This window comes from Ectothiorhodospira sp. 9100, assembly GCF_022227565.1.
GTDB lineage: Bacteria > Pseudomonadota > Gammaproteobacteria > Ectothiorhodospirales > Ectothiorhodospiraceae > Ectothiorhodospira > Ectothiorhodospira marina.
Map to the genome: position 1 here is coordinate 72,069 of NZ_JAJNAN010000005.1, position 24,161 is coordinate 96,229.

Below are 24,161 nucleotides of genomic sequence, written 5' to 3' on the forward strand. Positions count from 1 at the left end.
CCCCATGGTATCCTTGCCCCATGAACGATGCCCCAAGACAACGCGCCCGTGACGTGCGCTTCCTGATCCTCGATGTGGACGGTGTGCTCACCGACGGCAGCCTCTATCTGGGGGACGATGGCCAGCAGTACAAGGCCTTCAACAGCCGGGATGGTCACGGCATCCGCATGCTGGCCGACAGCGGCGTGCAGATCGGCATCCTCACCGGACGACGGTCCCAGGTGGTGGAACACCGCTGCCGCGACCTGGGCATCCAGCATATCGTCCAGGGCCGCCGAGACAAACTGGACGCGCTGGGCGGATTACTCGAGGCGGCCGGGGTGGGCATTGAGCACACCGCCTACATGGGTGACGATGTGGTGGATCTGCCCGTGATGCGTCGCGCCGTGCTGGCAATCGCCGTGGCCGACGCGCATCCCCTGGTACGGGAGCATGCCCACTACATCACTCGGGCAGGTGGCGGTCGCGGGGCCGCACGCGAGGCCTGCGAATTCATACTGGAGGCCCAGAACAACCTTCAGGCCGCCCTGGCGCCGTACCTGGAATGACTCGACGTTTCTCGGGACTATTGCTGATTCTGGTGCTCGCCCTGGTGGTCGCCCTGGGTTTCTGGCTCTCCGAGAGCGCCCAGGAACAACGCGTGGTGCCGACTGCCCAGGTGGACCCTGAAGCCAATCAGTTCTTTGCCGAGGATTTCGTGGTCTGGAGCATGGATGCCTCCGGCCAGCTCAAATACCGACTCTCCGGCACCCGCCTGGAACAACGCCAGGGAGATCAATCCAGCCACGTGGAATCCCCGGTACTGATCATGGAACATCCCCCCGCTCCCGACTGGACCCTGCGTTCCGAACGTGGCTGGGTCTCATCCGGCGGCGATGAAGTGCAACTGCTGGGTCACGTGCAACTGGACCGCCCGGGGGCACCGGACCACCCTCCCATGACCATCACCAGCCGGGATGTGACCGTATGGACCCTGCCCCGCCAGGCGCACACCAATGCCCGGGCCCGCATGATGACCACCCACCGCGAGGCAGAGGGCGTGGGCATGACTTTGGACCTGACCCGGGATACCCTGGAACTTGAGAGCCAGGTGAGAGGCACCTATGTTCCGCACTGACATCTCCAAGAGGCTGCTGCTGACCCTCTTGCTGGCCTGGATGCCCGCCGCACACGGACAGCACAACCCTGACCTGCCCATCCGCATCGAGGCGGATCGCGCCAACCTGGATGACCAACGGGGGGTGAGCGTATACCAGGGCAACGTCACCATCACCCAGGGCGACACCGTCATTACGGGTGACGAAGTGACCGTGCATGCCCCTGATCGACAACTGGAGCGCATGGTCTCCGAGGGACGCCTGGCCACCCTGACCACGCGGGACGAGTCGAACCGGGAGGTTCGCGCCGAGGCACGACGCATGGAATTCTTCCCGGATGGGCCGCGTGTGGCACTCACCGGCGAGGCCCGGGTATGGCAGGGGGATGACGAATTCCGCGGCAGCCGTATCGTCTACAACCTGGAAGCCGCCACGCTGGAGGCCAGCACCGGTGACACGGGCCGCGTGGAGGCCATCTTCGCGCCCCGCGACCGCTCGGAGGACGGCGACACCCCATGAGCCGGCTGGAGACCGACAAACTGGTCAAGCGTTACCGGGCAATCAAGCCCGTGGACGGTGCCTCCATCGAGATCAACAGCGGTGAGGTGGTGGGCCTGCTGGGCCCCAATGGGGCCGGCAAGACCACCTGCTTCTACATGATCGTGGGCCTGGTGCCCTGCGACGAAGGGCAGATCCGCCTGGATGGCCGGGACATCACCCAGTTACCCATGCACGCTCGGGCCCGCATGGGCGTGGGCTATCTGCCCCAGGAACCTTCGGTGTTCCGCAAGCTTTCCGTGGCCGACAACATCATGGCCGTACTGGAGGTGCGCCGCGACCTCGACAAGGTCCAGCGCCAGGAAAAAATGGAATCCCTGCTTGAGGAGTTTCAGATCCAGCACATCCGTGACAATGCCGGCGTCAGTCTCTCCGGCGGTGAGCGGCGGCGCGTGGAGATCGCCCGGGCCCTGGCCACTGAACCGGCCTTCATCCTCCTGGACGAGCCTTTCGCTGGCGTCGACCCCATCTCCGTGATCGAGATCCAGCGGATCATCACCCATCTCACGTCACGGAACATCGGCGTGCTGATCACCGACCATAACGTGCGCGAGACCCTGGGCATCTGCAACCGGGCCTATATTCTCAGCGGCGGGCATATCATCAGCCAGGGTGCGCCGGAGGATGTATTGGCCGACCCGCAGGTGCGCCGCGTTTACCTGGGGGAGAACTTCCGCCTGTGAAACCCCATGCACTCACCGCAGGCAGGGTTTTCCGGGCACGGGTCCAATTTTTGCCGGCACACCGTATAATCTCCCGTGACAGCAATATTAACGTCGGGGGCCTGCCCCCGCCTCCATCATCAGGCATCACAGACTCGGGCTCCGGCCCGATGGCGCGCATCGTGCTATGTTGAAACCTTCCGTCCAGCTCCGGCTGGGTCAAAACCTGACCATGACCCCCCAGTTGCAGCAGGCCATCCGCCTGCTGCAACTGTCGACCCTGGAGTTGCAGGCACAGATCCAGGAAACCCTGGAAACCAACCCCATGCTCGAGGCCATGGAAGGTACGGAGGCGGATCAGGACACCGCCTCCGAGGAAACGCGCGAGCAGGACCCGGCCGACACCCGCGAGACTTCAGAGGCGGCCGAGGCCGCCGCCGAGACAGAAGGCAACGCCGAAGGCAGTCAGGAGCAGATCCCCGATGAACTGCCGGTGGACAGCAACTGGGACGACATCTACGATGTGCCCCCTTCAAGCGCCGGGCAGTCGGATCACGACGGGCGCGACGTGTTCGAAAACCAGACCGGGCCCTCGGAAAGCCTGCATGAACATCTCATGTGGCAGGTGCATCTGTCGTCCATGAGTGAGCGTGACCGGGCCATCGCCTTGACCATCATTGACTCCATCAACGAAGACGGCTACCTGGCCGAACCCATCGAGCAGATCCATGCCACCCTGGCCGAAGACCGGGAAATGGATCTGGAACTGGATGAGGTGGAGGCCGTACTGAACATGGTTCAGCACCTGGACCCGGTGGGCGTGGGCGCGCGGGATCTGGCCGAGTGCCTGAGCCTGCAACTGGCACAGTTTCCGGATGAGACGCCCTGGCTGGCCCAGGCCCGAATCCTGGCCCGTGAACACCTGGATGCCCTGGGTGCCCGCGATTATAAGGGCGTGCAGCGGCGCCTGGGGCTGGATGATGGCGAACTGCAGCAAGTGATCGCCCTGATTCAGACACTGAACCCGCGCCCGGGCGGGCTCATCAGCAGCAGTTCGCCCGAATACATCATCCCCGATGTCTTCGTACGCAAGCGAGAGGGCCGCTGGCAGGTGGAGCTCAACCCGGAAATTGCGCCGCGGTTGCGGGTGAACCCCCTCTATGCCAGCTTTGTGCGCCGCGCCGATTCCAGTCAGGACAACACCTACATGCGCAACAGCCTCCAGGAGGCCCGCTGGTTCATCAAGAGCCTGCAAAGCCGCAACGAGACCCTGCTGCGGGTGGGCACCGCCATCGTCGAGCACCAGCGCGCCTTTCTGGAATATGGCGACGAGGCCATGAAACCCCTGGTGCTACGCGATATCGCCGAACAACTGGAGATGCATGAGTCCACCATCTCCCGGGTGACCACCCAGAAATTCATGCATACCCCCCGGGGCATCTACGAATTCAAGTATTTCTTTTCCAGCCATGTGGGCACGGCAGACGGCGGCGAGTGTTCAGCCACCGCGATCCGCGCCATGATCCGCAAGCTGGTTGCCGAAGAGCCTCAGGGCAAGCCCATGAGTGACAGCAAGATTGCCCAGGTCCTGGTGGATCGTGGCATTCATGTGGCACGACGCACCGTGGCCAAGTACCGTGAGGCCATGGCCATTCCGCCATCCAACGAACGCAAGCGGCTCGTCTGACATCAACCGCGAAGCCGTCTTGATCATCACCCATCCCTAAGGAGTCATCTTATGCAGATCAACCTCACCGGTCATCACGTCGACCTGACCGACGCCCTGCGCAACTACGTTAACGAGAAGTTCGAGCGCCTGGAGCGGCATTTTGACAACGTCATCGACGTGCACGTCATCCTGACCGTGGAGAAGCTGCAGCAAAAGGCCGAAGCCAACCTGTTGCTCAGCGGTAACAGCATCCATGCCGAGGCCACCCACACGGACATGTACGCCGCCATTGACGCCCTGGTGGACAAACTGGATCGCCAGGTGGTGAAGCATAAGGAAAAGCTCAAGGACCACCACCGGGCGGAAGGCTCCCACCGCAACCATATCGAGTGAATGATTCATGAACATCGGTGATCTTCTCGCCCCCGAGCGGGTGCACTGCCAGACGGACGTGAGCAGTAAGAAACGTGCGCTGGAGATGCTGGGCGAGATGCTCTCCAATCATCTGCCCAAACTCACCCAGGGCGAAATCTTTGACAGCCTGCTGGCACGGGAGCGCCTGGGCAGCACAGGATTGGGGCATGGCGTGGCCATCCCCCATGGTCGTCTGGCCGGCGCCAGCGAGGCCTGTGCCGCCCTGCTCAAGCTGGAGAAGGGCGTGGACTACGACGCCCCCGACAGCGAACCGGTGGACATCCTCTTCGCGCTGGTGGTGCCGGCGGACTGTACCGACGAGCACCTGCAGATCCTCGCGCTGCTGGCGCGGATGTTCTCCGACCCGGAGACCCTGGCCCGGTTGCGCAGCGCCTCCGGCACAGCGGATCTGCTGACCCTGGTGCGTGACTGGGACACCGAAGACACCGGATGAGCCCATGACTGACTCGCTCACCGTCAGCAACATCATGGAAGTCATGGAGGAGCGCCTGGGCCTCACCTGGGTTGCCGGCACCCTGGGGAGCGAACGGAGCATTTCGCACCGATCCACGCCCCAGGGCAGCCCGTCGCTGGTGGGTCACCTGAACATCATCCATCCCAACCAGATCCAGGTTCTGGGAAATGATGAGATGCGTTACCTGTGGTCGCTGCGCAAAAACTCCCAGCGGGACATCCTGGAGCAATTGTGCAGCGGCGCATCCTCCATGCTGATCGTGACCGACAGCCTGGAACCCCTCCCCGAGTTACGCACCCTGTCGGAGCGTCAGTCAGTACCCCTGCTGCGCACCGCCCTGCCCAGCCATGAATTGATCAACATCCTGCGTTACTTTTTCAGCAACAAGCTGGCGGAGACCACCACCCTGCACGGGGTGTTCATGGAGGTGCTGGGGATCGGGGTGCTGCTCACCGGGGAAAGTGCCGTGGGCAAGAGCGAACTGGCCCTGGAGCTCATCAGCCGGGGCCACCGCCTGGTAGCGGACGATGCGCCCGAATTCGCTCGCATCGCCCCGGACATTCTGCGTGGCACCTGCCCGCCGGTGCTGGAAAACTTTCTGGAGGTAAGGGGGCTGGGGGTACTCAACGTACGCGCCATGTATGGCGACAGCGCCATCAAGAACAGCAAGTACCTGCGCCTGATCATCGATCTCAAGGACCAGACCAAGGTGCAGGCAGGTGACATCGACCGCCTGCATGGCGTGCGTTACACCCGGGTGGTGCTGGGGCTGGAGATTCCGGTGATCACCCTGCCCGTGGCGCCGGGGCGCAACCTGGCCGTCATGGTAGAAGCCGCCATTCGCAATCACCTGCTGCGTCTGCGCGGCTATTATGCCGGCGACGACCTGGCCACCCGACAACGCAAGCAGATGCAGATCGAAAAACCATGAAGCTGATCATCGTCAGCGGCCTGTCCGGTTCCGGCAAGACCGTGGCTCTGCATGCCCTGGAGGATGCGGGCTATTACTGCATCGATAACCTGCACCTGGGCCTGCTCACGGCAGTGGTCGCGCAACTCCGGAGCCCGCGCCTCACCCTCTACGACGAAGCCGCCGTGGGCATTGATGCCCGCAGTGGCATCGAAGAACTGGATCGCTTCGACAGCATCGTGGATGAAATCCGCGCCATGGGCGTGGATCTACAGGTCATCTTTCTCCAGGCGGAGGAAGAAACCCTGCTGCGGCGCTTCAGCGAGACCCGCCGGCGTCATCCGCTGACCCGCGATGGCGTGCCCCTGTGGGAGGCGATCCGCCTGGAACGCAAACTGCTCTCCAATATCGCCAATCACGCAGATCTGGCCATCGACACCACCCGCACCAACGTGCACCAGTTAAGCCAGACGATCCGCGAACGGGTCGAACAGGCCGCCGACCGAGGAATTTCGCTGCTGATCCAGTCCTTCGGCTTCAAGCATGGCGCGCCAGTGGACTCGGATTTCGTCTTCGATGTACGCTGTCTGCCCAACCCCCACTGGGAGCCACTGCTGCGTGGTCTCACCGGCCGGGACGAAGAAGTGGCCCAATTCCTGGATAATCACCCGATGGTGGAGGAAATGTTTGCCTCATTGCGCGATTTCCTGACCACCTGGATCCCGCGGTTTGAAGGCGAGAACCGCTCATACCTGACCGTCTCCATTGGTTGCACCGGCGGGCAGCATCGCTCAGTCTATCTCGCCGAGAGACTGGCGGAACACTTCCGCGGCCTCAGGGGCGAGGCGGTGAGCACTCGTCACCGTGAACTTTCCTGATCCTTGAAACGGTATGCCAGCATGTCCGTCGGACTCATGATCATTACCCATAATCACATCGGGGAAGACCTGCTCAGCACGGCGCGTTCCATGATGGGCACCATTCCTCTGGATACCTACTGTCTGGCGGTCTCCCAGTCCGGGGATCCGGATGTGCTGCTGGGCAAGGCCATCGATGCCTATCACCGCCTCAATCAGGGGGATGGCGTGCTGGTGCTCACCGACATGTATGGCTCCACCCCCAGCAATATTGCCAACCGCCTCACCCAGCACCCCAAGGTCCAGGTGATTGCGGGGCTGAACCTGCCCATGCTGGTGCGCGTCCTCAACTACCCCACCCTGCGTCTGCACGAACTGGTCAACAAGGCCATCAGTGGTGGCCATGACGGTATCCTGCTCTGCGAGACCCACAGCTAAATGCCCACCCGGGAAGTCGAGATCATCAACAAGCTGGGCATGCATGCGCGGGCCGCGGCCAAATTCGTCAACCTGGCCAGCAGTTACGCGGCTGAACTGGAGGTGGAAAAGGGCACCCGCCGAGTGAACGGCAAGAGCATCATGGGCATCATGATGCTGGCCGCCAGTCGCGGCACCACCGTGCGCCTGATCGCCGAGGGCGAGGATGCTCAGGATGCCCTGGACGCCCTGGAGGGGCTGATCGGCGAACGCTTCGGCGAGCCGGAGTAGGAAAAAGCGAAAAAGGGGACAGACACCTTTTCCTCTGGAAAAGGTGTCTGTCCCCTTTTTCGTGTCCCCTTTTTCGTCAAATCTCCCTGTAAACCTTCCCCCCCTTCTCCACAAACTCCACCGCCTTGTCCTGCATCCCTTTCTCAAGGGCCTCCTGAGCCGACACACCCTGCCGGGCCGCATACTCCCGCACATCCTGGGTGATCTTCATGGAACAGAAATGCGGCCCGCACATGGAGCAGAAGTGGGCCACCTTGTGGGACTCCTTGGGCAGCGTCTCGTCGTGGAACACCCGGGCCCGCTCCGGATCCAGTGACAGGTTGAACTGATCCTGCCAGCGGAACTCGAAACGCGCCTTGGAGAGGGCATTATCCCGCACCTGCGCCCCAGGAAACCCCTTGGCCAGATCGGCCGCATGGGCGGCAATGCGGTAGGTGATGATGCCATCACGCACATCTTCCTTGTCAGGCAACCCCAGATGCTCCTTGGGCGTCACATAACAGAGCATGGCTGTGCCATACCAGCCGATATTGGCAGCACCGATCCCCGAGGTGATGTGATCGTAGGCCGGGGCCACGTCGGTCACCAGCGGGCCCAAGGTATAGAACGGGGCCTCGAAACAATCGGCCAACTCCTTTTCCACGTTTTCCTTCACCCGATGCAGGGGTACATGCCCCGGGCCCTCGATCATCACCTGTACATCGTGTTCCCAGGCGATGCGGGTGAGTTCACCCAGGGTTTCCAGTTCGGCAAACTGGGCGGCATCATTGGCGTCAGCCAGGCTGCCGGGACGCAGCCCATCGCCCAGGGAAAAGGCCACGTCATAGGCCTTCATGATCTCGCAGATATCCTCGAAATGGGTGTAGAGGAAGTTCTCCTCATGGTGGGCCAGGCACCACTTGGCCATGATGGAGCCGCCCCGGGAGACGATCCCGGTCAGACGCTGGGCCGTCAGCGGCACATAGCGCAGCAGCACACCGGCATGGATGGTGAAATAGTCCACGCCCTGCTCCGCCTGCTCGATGAGCGTGTCGCGGAAGAGTTCCCAGGTGAGATCCTCGGCCTTGCCGGCCACCTTTTCCAGGGCCTGATAGATGGGCACGGTGCCGATGGGCACCGGGCTGTTGCGCAGCACCCACTCCCGGGTCTCATGGATGTTCTTGCCGGTGGACAGATCCATCAGGGTGTCGCCGCCCCAGCGGCAGGACCACACCAGTTTCTCCACCTCCTCGCTGATGCTGGAGGTGAGGGAGGAGTTGCCGATATTGGTGTTGATCTTCACCCGGAAGTTGCGCCCGATGATCATGGGCTCCAGTTCCGGGTGGTTGATGTTGGCGGGAATGACCGCCCGGCCAGCGGCCACCTCGTCGCGCACGAATTCCGGAGTGATGACTTCGGGGATGTGGGCGCCGAAGGATTCACCGGGGTGCTGACGCAGCAGGGCCGCATAACCCGGGTCGGCGCGCATCTCCTGCAGACGACAGTTCTCGCGGATGGCCACAAACTCCATCTCCGGCGTCACGATCCCCTGGCGGGCATGGTGCATCTGGGTGATGTTGTGGCCCGGTCGCGCCCGGCGCGGTGCACGGATATGCTCAAACCGCAGGGAGGCCAATTCGGGATCATCGGCCCGCGCCCGACCAAACTCGGAACTGGGACCCTCCAGTTGCTCGGTATTGTCCCGCTCCTGTATCCAGACCTCGCGCAATGCGGGCAGACCCTTCATCAGATCAATCGACGCCTCCGGGTCGGTATAGGGGCCCGAGGTGTCATACAGGGTGATGGGCGGGTTGTCTTCCGTGCCAGCGGAGGTCTGGGTGGACGCCAGGGTCACCTCGCGCATGGGCACCTGGATGTCGGTGCGGGAACCGGGCACATGGATCTTGCGGGAGCCCGGAAAGGGCTGGGTGATCTCGTCGGAGAGACGGGCGGTTTGCTTGACAAAATCCTGGGGAATGGCGCTCATGCGGTGACCTCGAAGAAGGCGGTGGTCACCACGGGGCGCGAATGCGCATCTCCGAAGCTTCCCTCCGCCGGTATGATCCGGTTCAGGTTCCAAGGGACTGTCTCAGCCCCCTTCGGGGGCACCCCTAGCCTCAAGCGTTCAAGCTAGCCCAGATGCCGCGGCTTGGCAAGCCCGTCGGCTCTCGGGGCCCTTCAGGTGATCGCCGCCTCCAGGCGGTCGCACACCGTTTCCAGCACCGTCACCCGCGCAAAACGCTTGTCATTGGCCGGCACCAGTGTCCAGGAGGCGTATTCCGTGCTGGTGCGCACCACCATCTCGTTCACCGCGGCATTGTAGCCCGCTCGCTGCTGGCGGTTACGCCAGTCCTCATCGGTGATCTTGTGCTGCTTGTAGGCCACTTTCTCACGCTCCCGGAAACGCTCCAGTTGCTCTTCTTCCGTGATGTGCAGCCAGAACTTCACCAGCACCACGTCGTGCTCCACCAACTGCTCCTCGAAGTCGTTGATCTCGTGGTAGGCCCGGCGCCAGCGATCCTCGGCGGCAAAGCCCTCCACCCGCTCCACCAGTACGCGCCCGTACCAGGAGCGATCGAATACCGTCATGCGCCCGCGACGTGGTACGTAGCGCCAGAAACGCCAGAGATAATGGTGCGCCCGTTCCTCGTCAGTGGGTGCCGCCACGGCCACCACCCGGTACAAGCGGGCATCAATACCGGAAGTGAGGCGACGGATGGCGCCACCCTTACCGGCGGCATCCCAGCCCTCGAAGACAATGACCGTGGCCACACCCTTGTCCTTGGCGCGCCAGCATAGATCCCGCAGCCGTGCCTGGGCGGTGGCCAGGCGTTTCTTGTAGTTTGCCTTTTCCAGGACCTGAACCATGTCCAGATGGTCCAGCACCGTCACTCGGGCGGAAGGCTCGGGCGGCAGACTGGGCGCATGGGAGAGTGTGACGCCCTCATCAGGAGGCCCGCCCACCTGCAGGCGCTCGTTGATGGCATCGAGCAGGCTCCGCCCCACGGTCAGATCCCGGTAGCGCGGGTCGGTGGCCTCGATCAGATACCAGGGGGCCAGACCGCTGTCGGTCTCGCGGATCACCCGCTCACCCGTCTCCACCAGACGTTGATAACGAATCGCCTGATCCTTGCCTTTGGGCAAGCGATACCAGCGACTGGCCGGATCCTTGAGACGCTGCTTGAGGCGGGCCTTTTGTTCCGAGCGGGTCAGATGAAACCAGAACTTGATGATCAGGGCCCCGTCCACCACCAGCATGCTCTCGAAATCGCGGATGCGGGTGAGGGACTCGTGCAGACTGGCCTCGTCCCATTCATCACGGATATGCTGACGGATCGGCCGGGAATACCAGCCCCCAAAGAAGATGCCGATGCTGCCCCGACGCGGCATCGACTGCCAGTAACGCCACAGGGGCGGACGCTCCAGTTGCTCGGAACTCTGCTCCCAGAAGGCGTGGGTCTCCACGCCCCGGGTATCCAGCCAGGTATTGAGACGGTTCACCACCTCACCGCGTCCCACGCCGTCCACGCCCTCGACGATGATGATCACCGCCGCATCCGTCTCCCGCAGACGCCTTTGCGCCTCCAGCAAATCGGCCCGCAGTAGCGGCACCGTTTCCTTGTAAGTCTGTTTCGATACCTTCCTGCCCAGTTCCGCTGCTTCGAACATGCCTGCCCCCGTCACCGTGAGATGCCCGCACCTCATGGGCGCGGGTCTTGCCCCGCCTTGCCCAAGACCTTAACCTTCCGATCACGACTCATCACCGGGCGGCGCCTCATCATGGCCACCCGGCATAACAACCACAAGATGCAGAGACCACCACCATGAACCTCGAACAAGCCCGATTCAACATGGTTGAACAGCAGGTCCGTCCCTGGGAGGTACTGGATCCGCGCGTGTTGTCCGTGATGGAACACACCCCCAGGGAGCAGTTTGTCCCGGACAACCACAAGCAACTGGCCTACGCCGACCTGGAGATCCCCCTGGGCCATGACGAATCCATGATGCGCCCCACCGTGGAAGGACGTCTGCTGCAGGCACTGGACATTCAGCCCCGTGACGTCATCCTGGAGGTGGGTACCGGCTCCGGTTATCTCACGGCCTGCCTGGCCCAGTTGGGGGGGCATGTGGAGAGCGTGGATATTCACGAGGACTTCACCCGAGCCGCCCAGCGCCCCCTCAGGGATCTGAACCTGAGCCATGTCAATCTGGCAACAGGTAACGCAGCGGAAGGCTGGTCTGGCCGCCATGGTCAATATGATGTGATCGCTGTGACGGCCTCCATGGCACGCTACCGCGAGGATTTCGAGCGCCAGTTGAGCCCGGGTGGGCGTCTGTTCGTGGTGGTGGGGGAACCGCCGGCCATGCAGGCCATGCTGGTCATCCGTGTGGGCGAGAACGATTTCTCCCGACATGCACTCTTCGAGACGCGCCTGAAGCCCCTGGTGGGTTTCGAGCCGGCTCCCCGCTTCGTTTTCTGAACCCGCCCCATGCAGCGACTGACGGCCAATCAGCTGTACGATCAGCTGCGCTCAACCCAGGAGCCACCACGCCTCATCGACGTGCGCGAGCACTGGGAGTACGAGATTGTGCACCTGGAGGGGACTCAGTTGTTCCCCCTGGGGCAGATTCACGAGCTGGAAGAGGCGCTGGATCCCGGCGAGGAAGTGGTGCTGATCTGTCATCACGGCATTCGCTCCCTGCAGGTGGCCCATTATCTGGAGCACCAGGGCTTCACCCGGGTGATCAATCTGGAGGGCGGCATCGACGCCTGGGCCCGCCAGGTGGATCCCACGCTGCCCACGTACTGACAGGGCCTGTCAAGGTTCCCAATTCAAGCCCGATGACGATACGATATCAGAATACGCTGATGTTCCCCGATCACCCCGCCCCCCGCGGCTGGAGACACCCATGATCCGCTTTCGTAAACCGCTGCTGGCCGGCCTGTTCGTTTCACTGACCACGGCGGCGGCACCCTTGTATGCCACTGACCTGCTGGAGGTCTACCGCACGGCACAGGAACGAGACGCCGAGTTGCGCACTGCCGAAGCGGAGTTCCGGGCTGCCCTGGAGGCCCGACCACAGGCCCGCTCCGCGCTGCTGCCTCAGATCGAGGGCACTCTGGGCTATGCCTACACGGACAGTGATCAGAAAGGGCGGCCCTCCTTCGACTATCAGACCCGCACCTTTGAGTTGTCCCTCAATCAAACTCTTTACGATCACACCAACTATGTGGCCTTGCGCCAAGCGGACCTGGGCGTTGCCCAGGCCACAGCAGTGCGCGACGCTGCCCGTCAGGAATTGATCCTGCGAGTGGCCGAGGCCTACTTCGGGGTGTTGTCAGCCAAGGACAATCTCTCCTTCGCCGAGGCGGAAAAGGAGGCCATCGGTCGACAACTGGAGCAGGCAGATCAACGCTTTGAGGTCGGTCTGATCGCCATCACCGACGTCAAGGAGGCCCAGGCCCAATTCGACCTGGCTGTTGCCGAGGAGATTGCCGCCCAGAATCGCCTGGATCAGGCCCAGGAAGACCTGGCTGTCATCACCGGCCAGTTCTACGAGAACCTGCCCGAGTTGTCCGATCGCATGCCACTGGTGCTTCCCGACCCGGCGGACAGGAACCAGTGGGTGGAGACGGCCCGGGAGGCCAACCTGAATCTGGTGGCCCAGCGACTGAGCACCGAGGTGGCCGCCCAGGACATCAAGCGCCAACGCTCCGGCCACTACCCCACCCTGGGGTTGTCCGCCAGCTACAACGACCAGGCGTTCAACGATCTCCCGGACTTTGGTGGCCAAACAAGTGGCACGACCAGCCAACAGTTTCTGGACCGTCAGGACACCCAGGTTGGCGTGCAGTTACGGGTTCCCATTTATACCGGCGGCCGCGTGAGTTCCCTGACCCGCGAGGCCCGCGAGAATTTTGACGCCGCGCGAGAGCAGCAGGAGCTTGCGGAACGCCAGACCGTGCAACAGACCCGCAGCGCCTTCCTGTCGGTGAACGCTGGCATCTCTCGGGTTCGGGCCCTGGAACAGGCCCTGGAATCCACTCGCGCCTCCTTCGAGGCCGCCGAGGCAGGCTTCGAGGTGGGCACCCGCACAGCCGTGGACGTGCTCCTGGAACTGCGTCAGGTGTTCCGGGCTGAGCGGGACTTTGCCGAGGCCCGCTATGATTACCTGCTCAACACCCTGCGTCTGAAGCAGGCTGCCGGCACCCTCTCGCAGGAAGACCTCATCAGCGTGAACACCTGGCTGGATTGAGTGGATGATGGATCTGCTTTGCAATCGTGACCGCAGCCACCTGCTCGTGGTGGATATCCAGGAGAAACTGGCCGTCGCCATGGACGAGGCCGAGCGTGCCCAGGTCTACCGCAACGCGGGACGCCTGGCCCAGGCCGCCGGGATCCTGAATATGCCGGTCACCGTGACCGAGCAATATCCCCAGGGCATCGGCCACACGGCTCATGCCGTGCTGGAGCAGGCGCCCCAAGCGGCTCGTGTACTGGACAAGACCACGTTCTCCTGTTGTGGTGCCCCGGGCATCATGGATGCCCTGAAGAGCGCTCGCCGTCCCCAGGTGATCCTGTGCGGGATGGAGGCGCATGTGTGTGTGCTGCAAACGGCCCTGGGACTCACTCAGGAGGGGTTCCAGGTCTTCGTGGTGGAGGATGGCGTCTGTTCGCGCAACCCCCGCAACCGGGACAACGCCCTGGCCCGCATGGCCCAAGCCGGCGTCACCGTGACCAACGCCGAGTCGGTGATGTTCGAATGGCTGGGCGAATGCACCCACCCGCACTTCAAGGATCTGCTGAAGCTGATCCGCTGATCGCCGGCCCCCTCGATCGAAGCCCCCGTGGGAGCGGCCCTCGGCCGCGAATGGGCCTTCGGGCATGTATGGCGCCTGGGTTTTGCACCCGGTGGGGGAACCTCGGTGGGGCGGCATGCCTGTCCGCGGGACGCCGTGAATACCTCCCTGTAGGCTTGATCGCCGCATCCATGCGGCGAACACCCGCTCCCAGGCATGCCGCCCCACCGAGGTTCAGACACGTTTCTGGCTTCGGTTGAAGGGCCCATTCGCGGTCAAGGGCCGCTCCCACTCGCTATCGGAGTTATTTCCCGGATCAGGATCACCTCCCGGGAACGGGGCACATGCAACAAGCACCCGCGCCGATTCACTATCGGAGCGTCAGCGCCATGTCCTCTGCCCATTCGAGTACTCGAGCCACTGCTCCACGATTCGACCCCAATACCTGCAAGGCCGCCCCGGCGAGAGCCTTACGTTCCTCAACTGCGGATAGTAATCGCAGAATGATTTGGCCCAACTCATCAGCATCCTCCACCTGACACACGCCACCTGCACCGGACAGCGCCCCAAACACCTCCTTGAAATTGAACACCTCAGGCCCTGTCACCACAGGTACACCATGGGCCGCAGGCTCCAGAGGGTTGTGCCCCCCCGTAGGCACCAGGCTCCCCCCCACAAAGGCCACATCCGCCACGCCGTAGAGCATGAGCAGTTCCCCCATGCTGTCACCCAGCCACACCGCCTGAGTGTTGTCAGGCACCTGTCCCGCGCTGCGGCGTGCGGGCTCCCACCCTGCCTCGCGGCACAGACGCGCCACGTTCTCGAAGCGTTCGGGATGCCGGGGCACCAGGATGAGCAGGGCATCGGGCAGTGTCTGGCACACGATGGCGTGGGCCTTGAGCACCTGCTCATTCTCACCGGGGTGGGTGCTGGCAGCGATCCAGACCGGACGCGAGCCCAGGTTATTGCGCAGAGCACGGGAGTCATTCAGCAGGGTGGTGGAGAGTGTCAGGTCATACTTGATATTGCCGGTCACCCGGACCCGATCGGGTATGGCCCCCAAGGCCACGAAGCGGTCGGCATCCTCCGACCCACGTGCCGCCACGCCCTCCAGCCATCCCAGGGTGCACTGCACCAGCGGGCGCAGTCGCTGATAGCCGCGAAAGGAACGGGGTGAGAGGCGCGCATTCACCAGCAGGATCGGGATGCCACGTGCGTGACAGGCCCGGTAGAGGTTGGGCCAGAGCTCGGTCTCCATGACCAGCAGCCGGTCCACAGGCATTCGCTCGATGAACCGGCCCACGGCACCCGGCAGGTCGAATGGCAGGTAGCGATGGGTCACTTCATTGCCCAGACGTCGTGCCACCTCATCCGCCCCCGTGGGGGTGGTGGTCGTGACCAGCACGGGCTGCTCCGGATGTCGTTCCCGCCAGACCCGGATCAACTGCGCGGCCGCCACCACCTCCCCTACAGAGACGGCATGCACCCACAGATGCGGGCGTTTGTCCCGAGGCGGCTCAGGAAATCCCAGCCGTTCACCCCAACGCTGCCGATAGGCCCGGTTGTGACGGCTGCGCCAGAGCAGGCGCAGCAGGAAAATGGGCAAGAGCAGACGGATCAGGAGATTGTAGAGTGCACGCATGCCTGGCATTCCAGTTCGAATGGGGACGGATTTAAATCCGTCCCCTGGGTTCCGACGATCTATCCCCCTGACCGAATCCGATCGATCACCCTCGTGGTCGACACTCCATCCACAAAGGGCAACACCTCCACGGCACCCCCTGCCTCCCGCACACAGCCAGCTCCGGCAATCTCATCGGGATGATAATCGCCGCCCTTGACCAGCATATCGGGCCGCACCGCGCAGATCAGGCGTTCCGGCGTATCTTCACCAAAGGGGACCACCCAGTCCACCGAGGCCAGGCCCGCCAGCACGGCCATGCGGCGCTCCAGGGGGTTCACCGGTCGCTCCGGGCCCTTGAGGCGTGCCACCGAGGCATCATCATTCACCGCCACAATCAGCCGGTCGCCACGCTTGCGGGCCTGCTCCAGGTAGGCCACATGCCCGGCATGAAGGATATCGAAACAGCCATTGGTCATGACAACGCGCTCCCCCTGGGCCTTCGCCTCCTCCACGGCCAGCATGAGATCCGCCTCCGACAACAGGCAACTCCAACCCCCGTGATGCCCACGCAATGCGGCCCGAAGCTCGGCGGGCTTCACATAGCCCGTGCCCAGCTTGCCCACCACGATTCCGGCCCCCAGGTTGGCCAGGGCGGCAGCGGCGGCCATGTCCTGCCCCGTGGCCAGGGCGGCGGCCACCAGGGAGATCACGGTATCCCCCGCCCCGGTCACATCGAAGACCTCCCGGGCCCGGGTGGGCAGGTGCACGGGATCATGCCCCTCGCGCACCAGCAGCATGCCCCGCTCACTCAGGGTGATCAAAAGCCCCGTCAACCCCAGGTCGGCCCGGAGCCGTTCACCACGCTCCACCAGCAGATCATCCCGAGGGCACGGACCCACCACGGCCTCGAACTCGGCCAGGTTGGGCGTGAGCAGCGTGGCCCCCCGATAACGCTCGAAATCCCGCCCCTTGGGGTCCACCAGCACGGGCACTCCTGCCTCACGTGCCCGCGCGATCAATTGAGGCGCTGCCGCCAGGGTGCCCTTGCCGTAATCAGACAGCACGAGTACCGACACCGAGGCCAGTGCACCGGGCAGGGTATCCAGCAAGACCTGAGTGTTCACGTGATCCAGCGGCTGCTCAAAATCCAGCCGCAGCAGTTGCTGATGCCGGCTCATCACTCGAAGCTTGGTGATGGTGGGGACCGTCGGATCCCGAACAAACTCGCAGGTCACCCCCGCATCCGCCAGCAGTCGATCCAGCGAGGCAGCCGCCTCGTCCTGCCCCACCACGCCCGCCAGGTGTGTCTGCACACCCAGTCGGGCCAGGTTCAGGGCCACGTTGGCGGCACCGCCGGGACGCTCCTCCACGTCGTTCACATGCACCACGGGCACCGGGGCCTCCGGCGAGATCCGCGCCGTGGCGCCAGACCAGTAGCGATCCAGCATCAGGTCACCCACCACCATGACCCGGGCCTGTTCGAAGGGGGGCAAACTCGGATTCACAAGCCAATCACCTCATCAAAAACTCCCGCGCATGATACAAGACCGGTGGCGGCCATGTGGGCACCCTGGCCGCTCCCACACAGGTGGAATCCGTCAGGGCGAAGAGGCATGTTAACATCCGTGCCTTTGCTCCCCTTCTCCCTTTTCGATGCCCAAGCGCAAACCCTCATCCTTGCTCTACCATCCCCATCACTGGCCCATGTGGGTCGGTGTGGCGCTGCTCTGGGCACTGGTGCGCCTGCTGCCGTGGCGATGGCTGGTGCGCCTCGGGGAGGGTGTTGGCAGGTTGCTCCATCCATTGGCGCGGGAAAGGCGCCGCATCGCCGAGACCAACATCCGCCTGTGCTTTCCGGAACTGGACGAGAAGGCTCGGCAACGACTGGTCAAGGACCATTTCCGGGCCATGGGGGCGGCACTGTTCGAGACACCCTTTGGCTGGTGGGCCACGGATGAGCAACTCGCATCGCTGGAACACGTGGAGGGACTGGAGCATCTTCAAGAGGCGCTGGCTCAAGGCAAGGGCGTGCTCCTGCTCTCAGCCCATTTCACCTCCCTGGAGATATGCGGTCGACTGATCCTTCGACACCAGCCCCTGGCGGCCATGTACCGTGCCAACCAGAACCCGGTGGTGGAATACTTCTTTCGCCGCAACCGGGAACGGCACTGTACCCGAGCCATCCGACGCGATCAGGCCAAGGAGGTCATCCGCACCCTGCGCCAGGGCGAGGTGGTGTGGTATGCGCCCGACCAGGCATTCAAGACGCGCGCCAGCGTCATCGTCCCCTTCTTCGGACAACTGGCCGCCACCAATCCGGCCACCTCCCGCCTGGCGAAGATCACTGGCGCCCCTGTGGTGCCCTTTTTCGGGTACCGGCTGCCTGGTAACCAGGGTTACCGCGTTGTCATCCATCCGCCCCTGAAAGACTTCCCCGGCGAGTCCCCGGAGGCGGATGCCACCCGTATTAACCAGGTGATCGAAGAAGCCATCCGCACGGCCCCGGAGCAGTATTTCTGGACCCACCGGCGTTTCAAATACAAGAAGTGCTGGGGCATACCGGACCCTTATCGCCCTCAGCTCGACTGACCCCCCTCTACCCCTCTCCCGCCAGGGCCCTGCCCCGCACGGAAGCTGAACTCGCTCACCTGCCTGGGCGGCCCACGCTACATGCCCCATCCAGGACCCCGGGCCAGAGCACCACGGCAAAATCGAATCGCTCACCGCTCCAGGATTCAAGCGAGATCACTTGAATGTCCCTTTGCATGTCGCTGGCCGAGGGCCCCAGATGGTGCTCCACCCAGGCCCCAAGGCGCTGACCCAGAACTGCTTCTCGGCTGACCTCCCATGCCACCAGGACATCGTCACCCGCCTCGCACCGCAGACGGCCCGGGGCCACGCTGGGGGACAACACCTGGCTATCCGGAAAATGCATCCTCAGGTTGCCCGCCACGAACGTGCCATCAGAGACGATGACCCCCCGCTCGAATCCCTGGTTCGCTACCTCCTGAGCCAAGGCATTGAAGGGATGCACATGCCGCTGCCGGTCCTCCAGTACCGCCCAGTCGTTCACCCGCCAGGCCATCACAAGTAGCACCAGCGCCGGCATCACCACACAGGTGGCGATATAACCCCGCACACGCCTTGGGGTGAGGGCCGAGCTGCCCATCATGGCGAACACATACAGCGGGAACACCCATAACATGGGTAACATCCAGCGGTCCTTGAAATGGGCTGCCCCCAACAGCACCAGAATCACCAGCAGAGCAAGAACAGCCAGCAGGTATCGCTGTAAAGAGAAATGCCCCGCAGGCGATTGCCAACGCAAGAACACACGACTGAAGTCCCCCCGGAACGTCATCCACATCACCAGCCAAAGCGGAGTCAGGAAGGCCAGCACGGCCAGCGCCATCTCCCCCAACCCGGACAAAGGCCAGATCCCCTGGCCAAAATCCATCTTTTCCAGGCCACTGCTGGCCATATCCTGGCTGGACAGCACCCAATGCAGATGCGGTCCCGTCACAGCCAGCGCGGCCGCAGCACTGATCAGGATACGCACATCCAGCAACAGCGCCCGCCCACGTGGCAGGGTCAACAAGGTCAATCCTGCGGCTGCCGCAAAGACCAGATAGTTATACTTTGAAAGTACGCCCAGACCGAATGCGACGCCCACCAGCAGGTAATGGCCCAGCGTGGGCCGATCCAGCCAGCGCAACATCACATACACACTGGCAGCCGCCATACAGGTAACCATCACCGAGTGGGAAAGATCTCTCTGCGACTCCCAGACCACCTGCGGGATCAGCAACAGCGAAAGCGTGGCCAGAACAGCCAGGCGCATATCCCCCAGCACACGCCGGGCTGAGAGATAGACAAACATATAGGTAAGAAACAGCAGTCCGTTCTTTACCAGGGCCAAAGACCAAAGCTCCGCCCCCAGCAAACGGAACACCACAGCCTGTATCCAGGCATACAGGGGTGGCTGCCCCGAATAGCCGGCCGCCCACCACTGGGTGACCACCATTTTCTCGGCTTCGTCCAACTCCAACGTCGGCGATCCGGTCGCCCGGATAAGCACATGCAAGAAGAAATAGGCGGCCAGACCCAGTAACAGCCAGGCACCCCATGGTCGGTGAACATCGTTGCTCATGATATATTCGGATTGATTGGGTCAGGTGGGCGGGCAGGGACTCGCCAGAGTATGTTACCGGATCAACTCCCGGTATACCGCCAGGTTCCCCTCCACCATGGCATCCAGCGAAAACAGTCGGCCCACCCGGTCGCGGGCAGCCTGCCCCACGCGCTCGCGCCCGACCGGGTCATCCAGCAAATGGATCACCGCCTCGGCCAGGGCCACGGGATCGGCAGGCGGCACCAGCAGACCCGCCTCATCGCCGATGATCTCCGGCACCCCGCCCGCCCGGGCGCCCACCAACGGCACACCGGCGGCGGCGGCCTGCAACAAGGAGACTCCCAGCCCCTCCATCTCCGCCGGATGCACCACCAGGTCCAGGCAGGGCAGGATTCGCGGCAAGTCATCACGAAAACCCGCCAACAGCACCTGGGATTCCAGTTCCGCGTCCTTCACTTGGGCGCGGATCTCGGCCTCCAGGGGCCCCTGACCCAAAAACACGAAACGCACTTCCGGATGCCTGGCAAGAACCTGTGGCGCCGCCTGCAGCAGATGCCGATGCCCCTTGCGGGGGATCAACTGGGCAATCACGCCCACCACAATTTCGTTACCGGAAAAGCCGAAGGCCTCCTTAAGAACCGAGCCATCGCAGCCACCGGCGTATGCGGCCATATCCACCGCGCTGGGCACACAGATGATCTTGCCCGCCGGCACCCCCTCGGACAGCAACACCGCCCGGATGGCCTGGGAGATGGTGATCACGCGATCAAACAGGCGGTACTTCAGACGCGCCGACCAGGGCCGCTCGGGGTTATCCACCCGCCGGGACAGCACCACCGGCACCCGGCACCAGCGGGTAGCCAACCCGCCCAGCACATCGGCACCGCGTCGGCTGTGAAGATGCACCACATCAGGCCGGGTCTCACGGATCACGCCGCGCAAGCGCCCCACGAAGCCCATGTCCAGGTCACCCCCCATGGGCAATTCATGTACCTGTTCGCAAAAGGGCCCGGCTGCCCCGGCAATCGCCGCACCTCGGGGACACACCAGCACGTTGCTAACCCCTCGTTTGGCCAGCCCCTCGACGAGATAGCGCACCTGCAGGGCCCCACCGTAGAGATGGCGTCCCGCTTCCACGTGCAGGATGGTCAGGCTCACGTGGAAGCCTCCTGATGAGGCAGGAGCCGCTCCACTTGGGCAAGCACCTCTTCCACAGTGATCCCTGTCAGGCAGTCAAACCGACCCTCACACGTGGGGTTGCGTTTGCAGGGCGCGCAGGGCAGGTTGTGGTAGATGACTACCGTATTGTCCCGCCCCGTCTCCAAGTACGGGCACGTAGAACCGAACAGAGCCACCGTGGGTACATTGAAGGCGGGGCCCATGTGCGTAAGACCAGTATCCACCCCCACCAGGAGACGGGCGCGGGAAATGACGGCGGCGGCCTCGGTGAGCGAGGTCTCCCCTACCCGATTGTCCACCGCATCCCCCGCCTGGGCGGCGATGCGCCGCGCCGCTGCCAGATCCCCCGGCCCACCCAACAGCACCAGGGGCAGACCATGGCGGGCGTAAAGTTCACGAGCGAGATCCGCCCAGGCCTGTTCCACCCAGTGCTTCTGTGGCCGGGTAGTGAAGGGGCACCCAACCGCGAACGACCGCTGCCCCACGTGCGTCTCAAGCAGTACCCCCGCCACACGTTCCGCCTCCGTACCGATGCCGACCTGCATATGGAAATCCGCTACCGGCAACTCCAGCGCCTCGGCCAGGAATCGGTACTCAGAGCCAATCAACTCAGCCCTACCACCACGCTCAACTACATGTGTCATCAACCACCGGCTACCTTCGCGCGAGCCCAACCCCACGCGCTCAGGTGCCCCGGAAAGCCAGGCCAACCAGCCGCTCTTCATGAGTCCCTGCAGATCGATGGCGAGATCAAATCCGTGCTCCCGCAGCTCGCGCCGAAAGGCCCGCACGCGCCGCGCCAATTCGAGATAACGCCGATCGGTCAAGAGCTGGCGCCACTCGCTACGAGGCCATACGATCACCTCGTCGAGCTGCGGATGGCCCACCAGCAGCTCACGAGACTCAGGCTGCGCCAGCCAGGCGATGTACGCCTGCGGATACTGTCGACGCAACGCAGCTACCAGCGGCGAAGCCATCACGATATCGCCGATGGCCGAAAGACGGATGACCAAAATTTTCCGCCGCGACGCACTTTCCGGCCTCATTTCACGACCTCGCCGGTCACCGGCCGAATATTCGCATCACTAGATTTAAACAAGACCGTTCCCGAGGCGAGCACCAACACGGCCAGGAGAAATGGTGGCATACCACGATTAAACAACCAGGATCCCGTCAGACCAACGGTGGCATAGAAAACGATCGTTGCGAAGCCAGCCAGAGCGGCAAACTCGGCCCAGCTGCCAGCCCCGGACCGAAGGTAAGCGATAAGAAAGTAGACCAATGGCACCAAGAAGATGCCGACCAACATGCCTAGAAAGCCAATGCTTCCCGTGGACGCAAGGCTGTCGAAGTAGATACTGTGGAAACGTGAGTGGGCTTTCTCGAGGGGAGATCCACTCTCCTCGATCCACTGAGCGAGGTCGTCCTGTGGATCACCGATCCCGGTACCGATAAGCGGATACTCTCTCCATATCTCAATCGCACCCGTCCACATCATGAGCCGAGTACCGACCGAAGTGTTCTTCTCCTCCCCTTCAATGTAGGCTTGCGTATTATCGAAGGCACGCTCGACATGCCCGGACCAAAACTCATTGGATTGAACAACAAGGAACAGCCCGACCCCGCCTACCAAGATGGCGCCCAGAATCGATCCAAGCCTCTTCCAGCTGAAGTACTTGATGAGCCAGGCAAAAGCTAGGGCGGCTACACCAGCGAACAGTCCGAGCAGGGAACCCCGTGAGCCACTCGCCAGTCCGGCATAGAACGCACCAGCGATCGCCAGGGTAAGCAGTAGCCAGAAAGCCACTCCACGGCGTAACGTCACGGCAGCGGAAAGCATCATGACCCCGACCCAGAATGCATACGCACCGAAACGATTCGGGTTAAGGTTTTCCCCCATGCCCACGCGAACCTTGTCAAGGACGAATTGCTGGTAGAACGTGAAGACAGCTAAACTGAGACTGGCGACCAAGCACGACCAGAACAGAATTCGCACAGCGACTTCGGTACGTGGATGGCGCGCCAGCACGGTCAACATCAGTGGAACGAGGAGGAATGGGTAGTATTTTTCGAAGCGCCAACCTGCGAAGTCCCAATTCGAGGTATTTATTAGGCTTAAAACCCCACCGAGCACAAAAAACCAAAACCCGAACACGAGCCACCAAGTCGACCGCGAAAGCGACTGCCATCCCCACCATCCCAATAACATGCTGATCAGCAATATCGGTGCCGCCAGGTTAGTAATAGCCCCCTCCACTGTGACCGCAAGCGGCCAGTAGAGTGAGAGAAAAAAACCGAATCCCCAGAAGGCGAGCGCTGACAATTTTGAAACATCCTGAAACGAGGGTTCACTCATGAAGTTATCCATCATTTTCTTTTCATAAAAAGCAAAACATATAGGGGGGAGAGGCCGAGCATCGAAAGGAAAAACTCCGGCCATGAGAAAACTGTAGACGGTCAATGGGAGCCAGTTTACTAAAAATACAAAAACCTCGGAGATTTACCTCGACACGGATATAAGTTACTCAAGCCAGCTGCCCGATTAAACCCTAGTCGATTCAGCTTGGATTCTTTGACTGGAAGACTGTGACACCCTGCTGTAAAAGCAGGGTAATCCGCTGCCCAGGCTCAACTATGCGGAGAACTGTGAGGCCGTTCGGCGGATGCTGGCCAAGGTGCATCACAAACCCCGCAAGAGCAAGGAGGCCGCATGACGTGGCACAGAATTTCAACACCTTGGTCATCCGGCATCTATACAGCCTGCCGGATGACCAAGTAGAGTTACAGAACCGGGATCGTCACTCACTTCTGCCGTTTGCAGGCCCTGACCCCTGAGGGATGACTGCCGGATAGGCATTAAGGTCGTCACTTCCCAAGGCACGTGGTAGATTGTACCGCACCAACGCCTCTGCGAGCGTGGGTGTATTGCCATCTCGGCTTAGTCCACCTCCCTGACCTCAGCGGGCCTGAAGTCGAATTCATGGCGGAAGCGCTGCCCAAGTCTCCGAGGAGTGCCCTTGATGTGCTGTACGTGATCCGCACCGCTGTGCCGCGTGGGCACCTCAGTACCAATGATACCGTGCGCCGTCACAGTT

General features: G+C 62.7%; 24 protein-coding genes and 1 riboswitch. Of the genes, 16 read left to right on the forward strand and 8 right to left on the reverse strand.

The window, feature by feature from the left end:
- Positions 1-20 precede the first annotated feature (20 nt).
- The 11 genes from kdsC to LPW29_RS03165 all read left to right on the forward strand — a co-directional run bounded on the left by kdsC (position 21) and on the right by LPW29_RS03165 (position 7,350).
- The gene (kdsC, locus tag LPW29_RS03115) at positions 21-548 is read left to right on the forward strand and encodes a 3-deoxy-manno-octulosonate-8-phosphatase KdsC (protein ID WP_090250732.1); all 528 of its coding nucleotides are present in this window, start codon (positions 21-23) and stop codon (positions 546-548) included.
- Complete coding sequence (gene lptC, locus LPW29_RS03120; RefSeq protein WP_238626810.1) at positions 545-1,117, forward strand: LPS export ABC transporter periplasmic protein LptC; 573 nt, start codon at positions 545-547, stop codon at positions 1,115-1,117. Before kdsC ends, lptC begins: the two co-directional genes overlap by 4 nt.
- Positions 1,104-1,616, forward strand: coding sequence for a lipopolysaccharide transport periplasmic protein LptA (gene lptA / locus LPW29_RS03125; protein ID WP_238626812.1), 513 nt, complete (start codon positions 1,104-1,106; stop codon positions 1,614-1,616). The genes lptC and lptA overlap by 14 nt, the downstream gene beginning before the upstream one ends.
- A complete protein-coding gene (lptB, locus tag LPW29_RS03130; protein ID WP_090250727.1) occupies positions 1,613-2,338 on the forward strand; it encodes an LPS export ABC transporter ATP-binding protein in 726 nt (241 codons plus the stop codon). Before lptA ends, lptB begins: the two co-directional genes overlap by 4 nt.
- Before the next feature lie 166 nt (positions 2,339-2,504).
- Positions 2,505-4,004 (forward strand): RNA polymerase factor sigma-54, encoded by a 1,500-nt coding sequence (locus tag LPW29_RS03135; protein ID WP_238626814.1) that lies wholly within the window; start codon positions 2,505-2,507, stop codon positions 4,002-4,004.
- 51 nt (positions 4,005-4,055) lie between these two features.
- Positions 4,056-4,379, forward strand: coding sequence for a ribosome hibernation-promoting factor, HPF/YfiA family (gene hpf / locus LPW29_RS03140; RefSeq protein ID WP_238626816.1), 324 nt, complete (start codon positions 4,056-4,058; stop codon positions 4,377-4,379).
- A gap of 7 nt (positions 4,380-4,386) precedes the next feature.
- Positions 4,387-4,854: a PTS sugar transporter subunit IIA gene (locus LPW29_RS03145; protein ID WP_238626818.1), complete on the forward strand. Its 468-nt coding sequence runs from the start codon at positions 4,387-4,389 to the stop codon at positions 4,852-4,854.
- A gap of 4 nt (positions 4,855-4,858) precedes the next feature.
- Positions 4,859-5,806, forward strand: a complete 948-nt coding sequence (gene hprK / locus LPW29_RS03150; RefSeq protein WP_238626819.1) for an HPr(Ser) kinase/phosphatase — start codon at positions 4,859-4,861, stop codon at positions 5,804-5,806.
- Positions 5,803-6,663, forward strand: a complete 861-nt coding sequence (gene rapZ / locus LPW29_RS03155; protein WP_090250717.1) for an RNase adapter RapZ — start codon at positions 5,803-5,805, stop codon at positions 6,661-6,663. Before hprK ends, rapZ begins: the two co-directional genes overlap by 4 nt.
- 21 nt (positions 6,664-6,684) lie before the next feature.
- On the forward strand, positions 6,685-7,080 hold the full coding sequence (locus LPW29_RS03160; protein ID WP_090250714.1) for a PTS sugar transporter subunit IIA: 396 nt from the start codon (positions 6,685-6,687) through the stop codon (positions 7,078-7,080).
- Positions 7,081-7,350 (forward strand): HPr family phosphocarrier protein, encoded by a 270-nt coding sequence (locus LPW29_RS03165; RefSeq protein ID WP_238626821.1) that lies wholly within the window; start codon positions 7,081-7,083, stop codon positions 7,348-7,350.
- A 76-nt stretch (positions 7,351-7,426) separates the two neighbouring features.
- On the opposite strand, the gene thiC is transcribed toward LPW29_RS03165, so the two are convergent.
- Both thiC and pap read right to left on the reverse strand, forming a co-directional pair.
- Positions 7,427-9,316, reverse strand: a complete 1,890-nt coding sequence (gene thiC, locus LPW29_RS03170; protein ID WP_238626823.1) for a phosphomethylpyrimidine synthase ThiC — start codon at positions 9,314-9,316, stop codon at positions 7,427-7,429.
- A gap of 42 nt (positions 9,317-9,358) precedes the next feature.
- A riboswitch (TPP riboswitch) is annotated at positions 9,359-9,452 on the reverse strand.
- Between the two features lie 55 nt (positions 9,453-9,507).
- Positions 9,508-10,998, reverse strand: a complete 1,491-nt coding sequence (pap, locus tag LPW29_RS03175) for a polyphosphate:AMP phosphotransferase (RefSeq protein ID WP_238626824.1) — start codon at positions 10,996-10,998, stop codon at positions 9,508-9,510.
- A 155-nt stretch (positions 10,999-11,153) separates the two neighbouring features.
- Between pap and LPW29_RS03180 the strand changes: the two genes are divergently transcribed.
- The 4 genes from LPW29_RS03180 to LPW29_RS03195 all read left to right on the forward strand — a co-directional run bounded on the left by LPW29_RS03180 (position 11,154) and on the right by LPW29_RS03195 (position 14,152).
- Entirely contained in the window at positions 11,154-11,810 is a 657-nt protein-coding gene (locus LPW29_RS03180; RefSeq protein WP_090250706.1) for a protein-L-isoaspartate O-methyltransferase family protein, read from the forward strand.
- 9 nt (positions 11,811-11,819) lie between these two features.
- On the forward strand, positions 11,820-12,140 hold the full coding sequence (locus tag LPW29_RS03185) for a rhodanese-like domain-containing protein (protein WP_238626825.1): 321 nt from the start codon (positions 11,820-11,822) through the stop codon (positions 12,138-12,140).
- A gap of 100 nt (positions 12,141-12,240) precedes the next feature.
- Complete coding sequence (locus LPW29_RS03190) at positions 12,241-13,587, forward strand: TolC family outer membrane protein (RefSeq protein ID WP_238626826.1); 1,347 nt, start codon at positions 12,241-12,243, stop codon at positions 13,585-13,587.
- Positions 13,588-13,591: 4 nt separating this feature from the next.
- Positions 13,592-14,152 (forward strand): hydrolase, encoded by a 561-nt coding sequence (locus LPW29_RS03195; RefSeq protein ID WP_238626827.1) that lies wholly within the window; start codon positions 13,592-13,594, stop codon positions 14,150-14,152.
- Between the two features lie 349 nt (positions 14,153-14,501).
- Here the strand turns inward: LPW29_RS03195 and waaA are convergent, their stop codons facing one another.
- Both waaA and hldE read right to left on the reverse strand, forming a co-directional pair.
- Complete coding sequence (waaA, locus tag LPW29_RS03200; RefSeq protein WP_238626828.1) at positions 14,502-15,773, reverse strand: lipid IV(A) 3-deoxy-D-manno-octulosonic acid transferase; 1,272 nt, start codon at positions 15,771-15,773, stop codon at positions 14,502-14,504.
- A 59-nt stretch (positions 15,774-15,832) separates the two neighbouring features.
- A complete protein-coding gene (gene hldE / locus LPW29_RS03205; RefSeq protein ID WP_238626829.1) occupies positions 15,833-17,260 on the reverse strand; it encodes a bifunctional D-glycero-beta-D-manno-heptose-7-phosphate kinase/D-glycero-beta-D-manno-heptose 1-phosphate adenylyltransferase HldE in 1,428 nt (475 codons plus the stop codon).
- 172 nt (positions 17,261-17,432) lie between these two features.
- Here hldE and lpxL point away from each other — a divergent pair, with 172 nt between their 5' ends.
- A complete protein-coding gene (gene lpxL / locus LPW29_RS03210) occupies positions 17,433-18,344 on the forward strand; it encodes an LpxL/LpxP family Kdo(2)-lipid IV(A) lauroyl/palmitoleoyl acyltransferase (protein ID WP_255705452.1) in 912 nt (303 codons plus the stop codon).
- A gap of 55 nt (positions 18,345-18,399) precedes the next feature.
- On the opposite strand, the gene LPW29_RS03215 is transcribed toward lpxL, so the two are convergent.
- Genes LPW29_RS03215 through LPW29_RS03230 form a run of 4 tightly spaced genes read right to left on the reverse strand, consistent with a single transcriptional unit; the run spans position 18,400 to position 23,437 of the window.
- A complete protein-coding gene (locus LPW29_RS03215) occupies positions 18,400-19,905 on the reverse strand; it encodes a glycosyltransferase family 39 protein (RefSeq protein ID WP_238626830.1) in 1,506 nt (501 codons plus the stop codon).
- 54 nt (positions 19,906-19,959) lie between these two features.
- A complete protein-coding gene (locus tag LPW29_RS03220; RefSeq protein WP_338018671.1) occupies positions 19,960-21,045 on the reverse strand; it encodes a glycosyltransferase in 1,086 nt (361 codons plus the stop codon).
- Positions 21,042-22,079, reverse strand: a complete 1,038-nt coding sequence (gene waaF, locus LPW29_RS03225; RefSeq protein ID WP_338018672.1) for a lipopolysaccharide heptosyltransferase II — start codon at positions 22,077-22,079, stop codon at positions 21,042-21,044. Before waaF ends, LPW29_RS03220 begins: the two co-directional genes overlap by 4 nt.
- 29 nt (positions 22,080-22,108) lie before the next feature.
- The gene (locus LPW29_RS03230; protein ID WP_238626832.1) at positions 22,109-23,437 is read right to left on the reverse strand and encodes an O-antigen ligase family protein; all 1,329 of its coding nucleotides are present in this window, start codon (positions 23,435-23,437) and stop codon (positions 22,109-22,111) included.
- Positions 23,438-24,161: the final 724 nt, after the last annotated feature.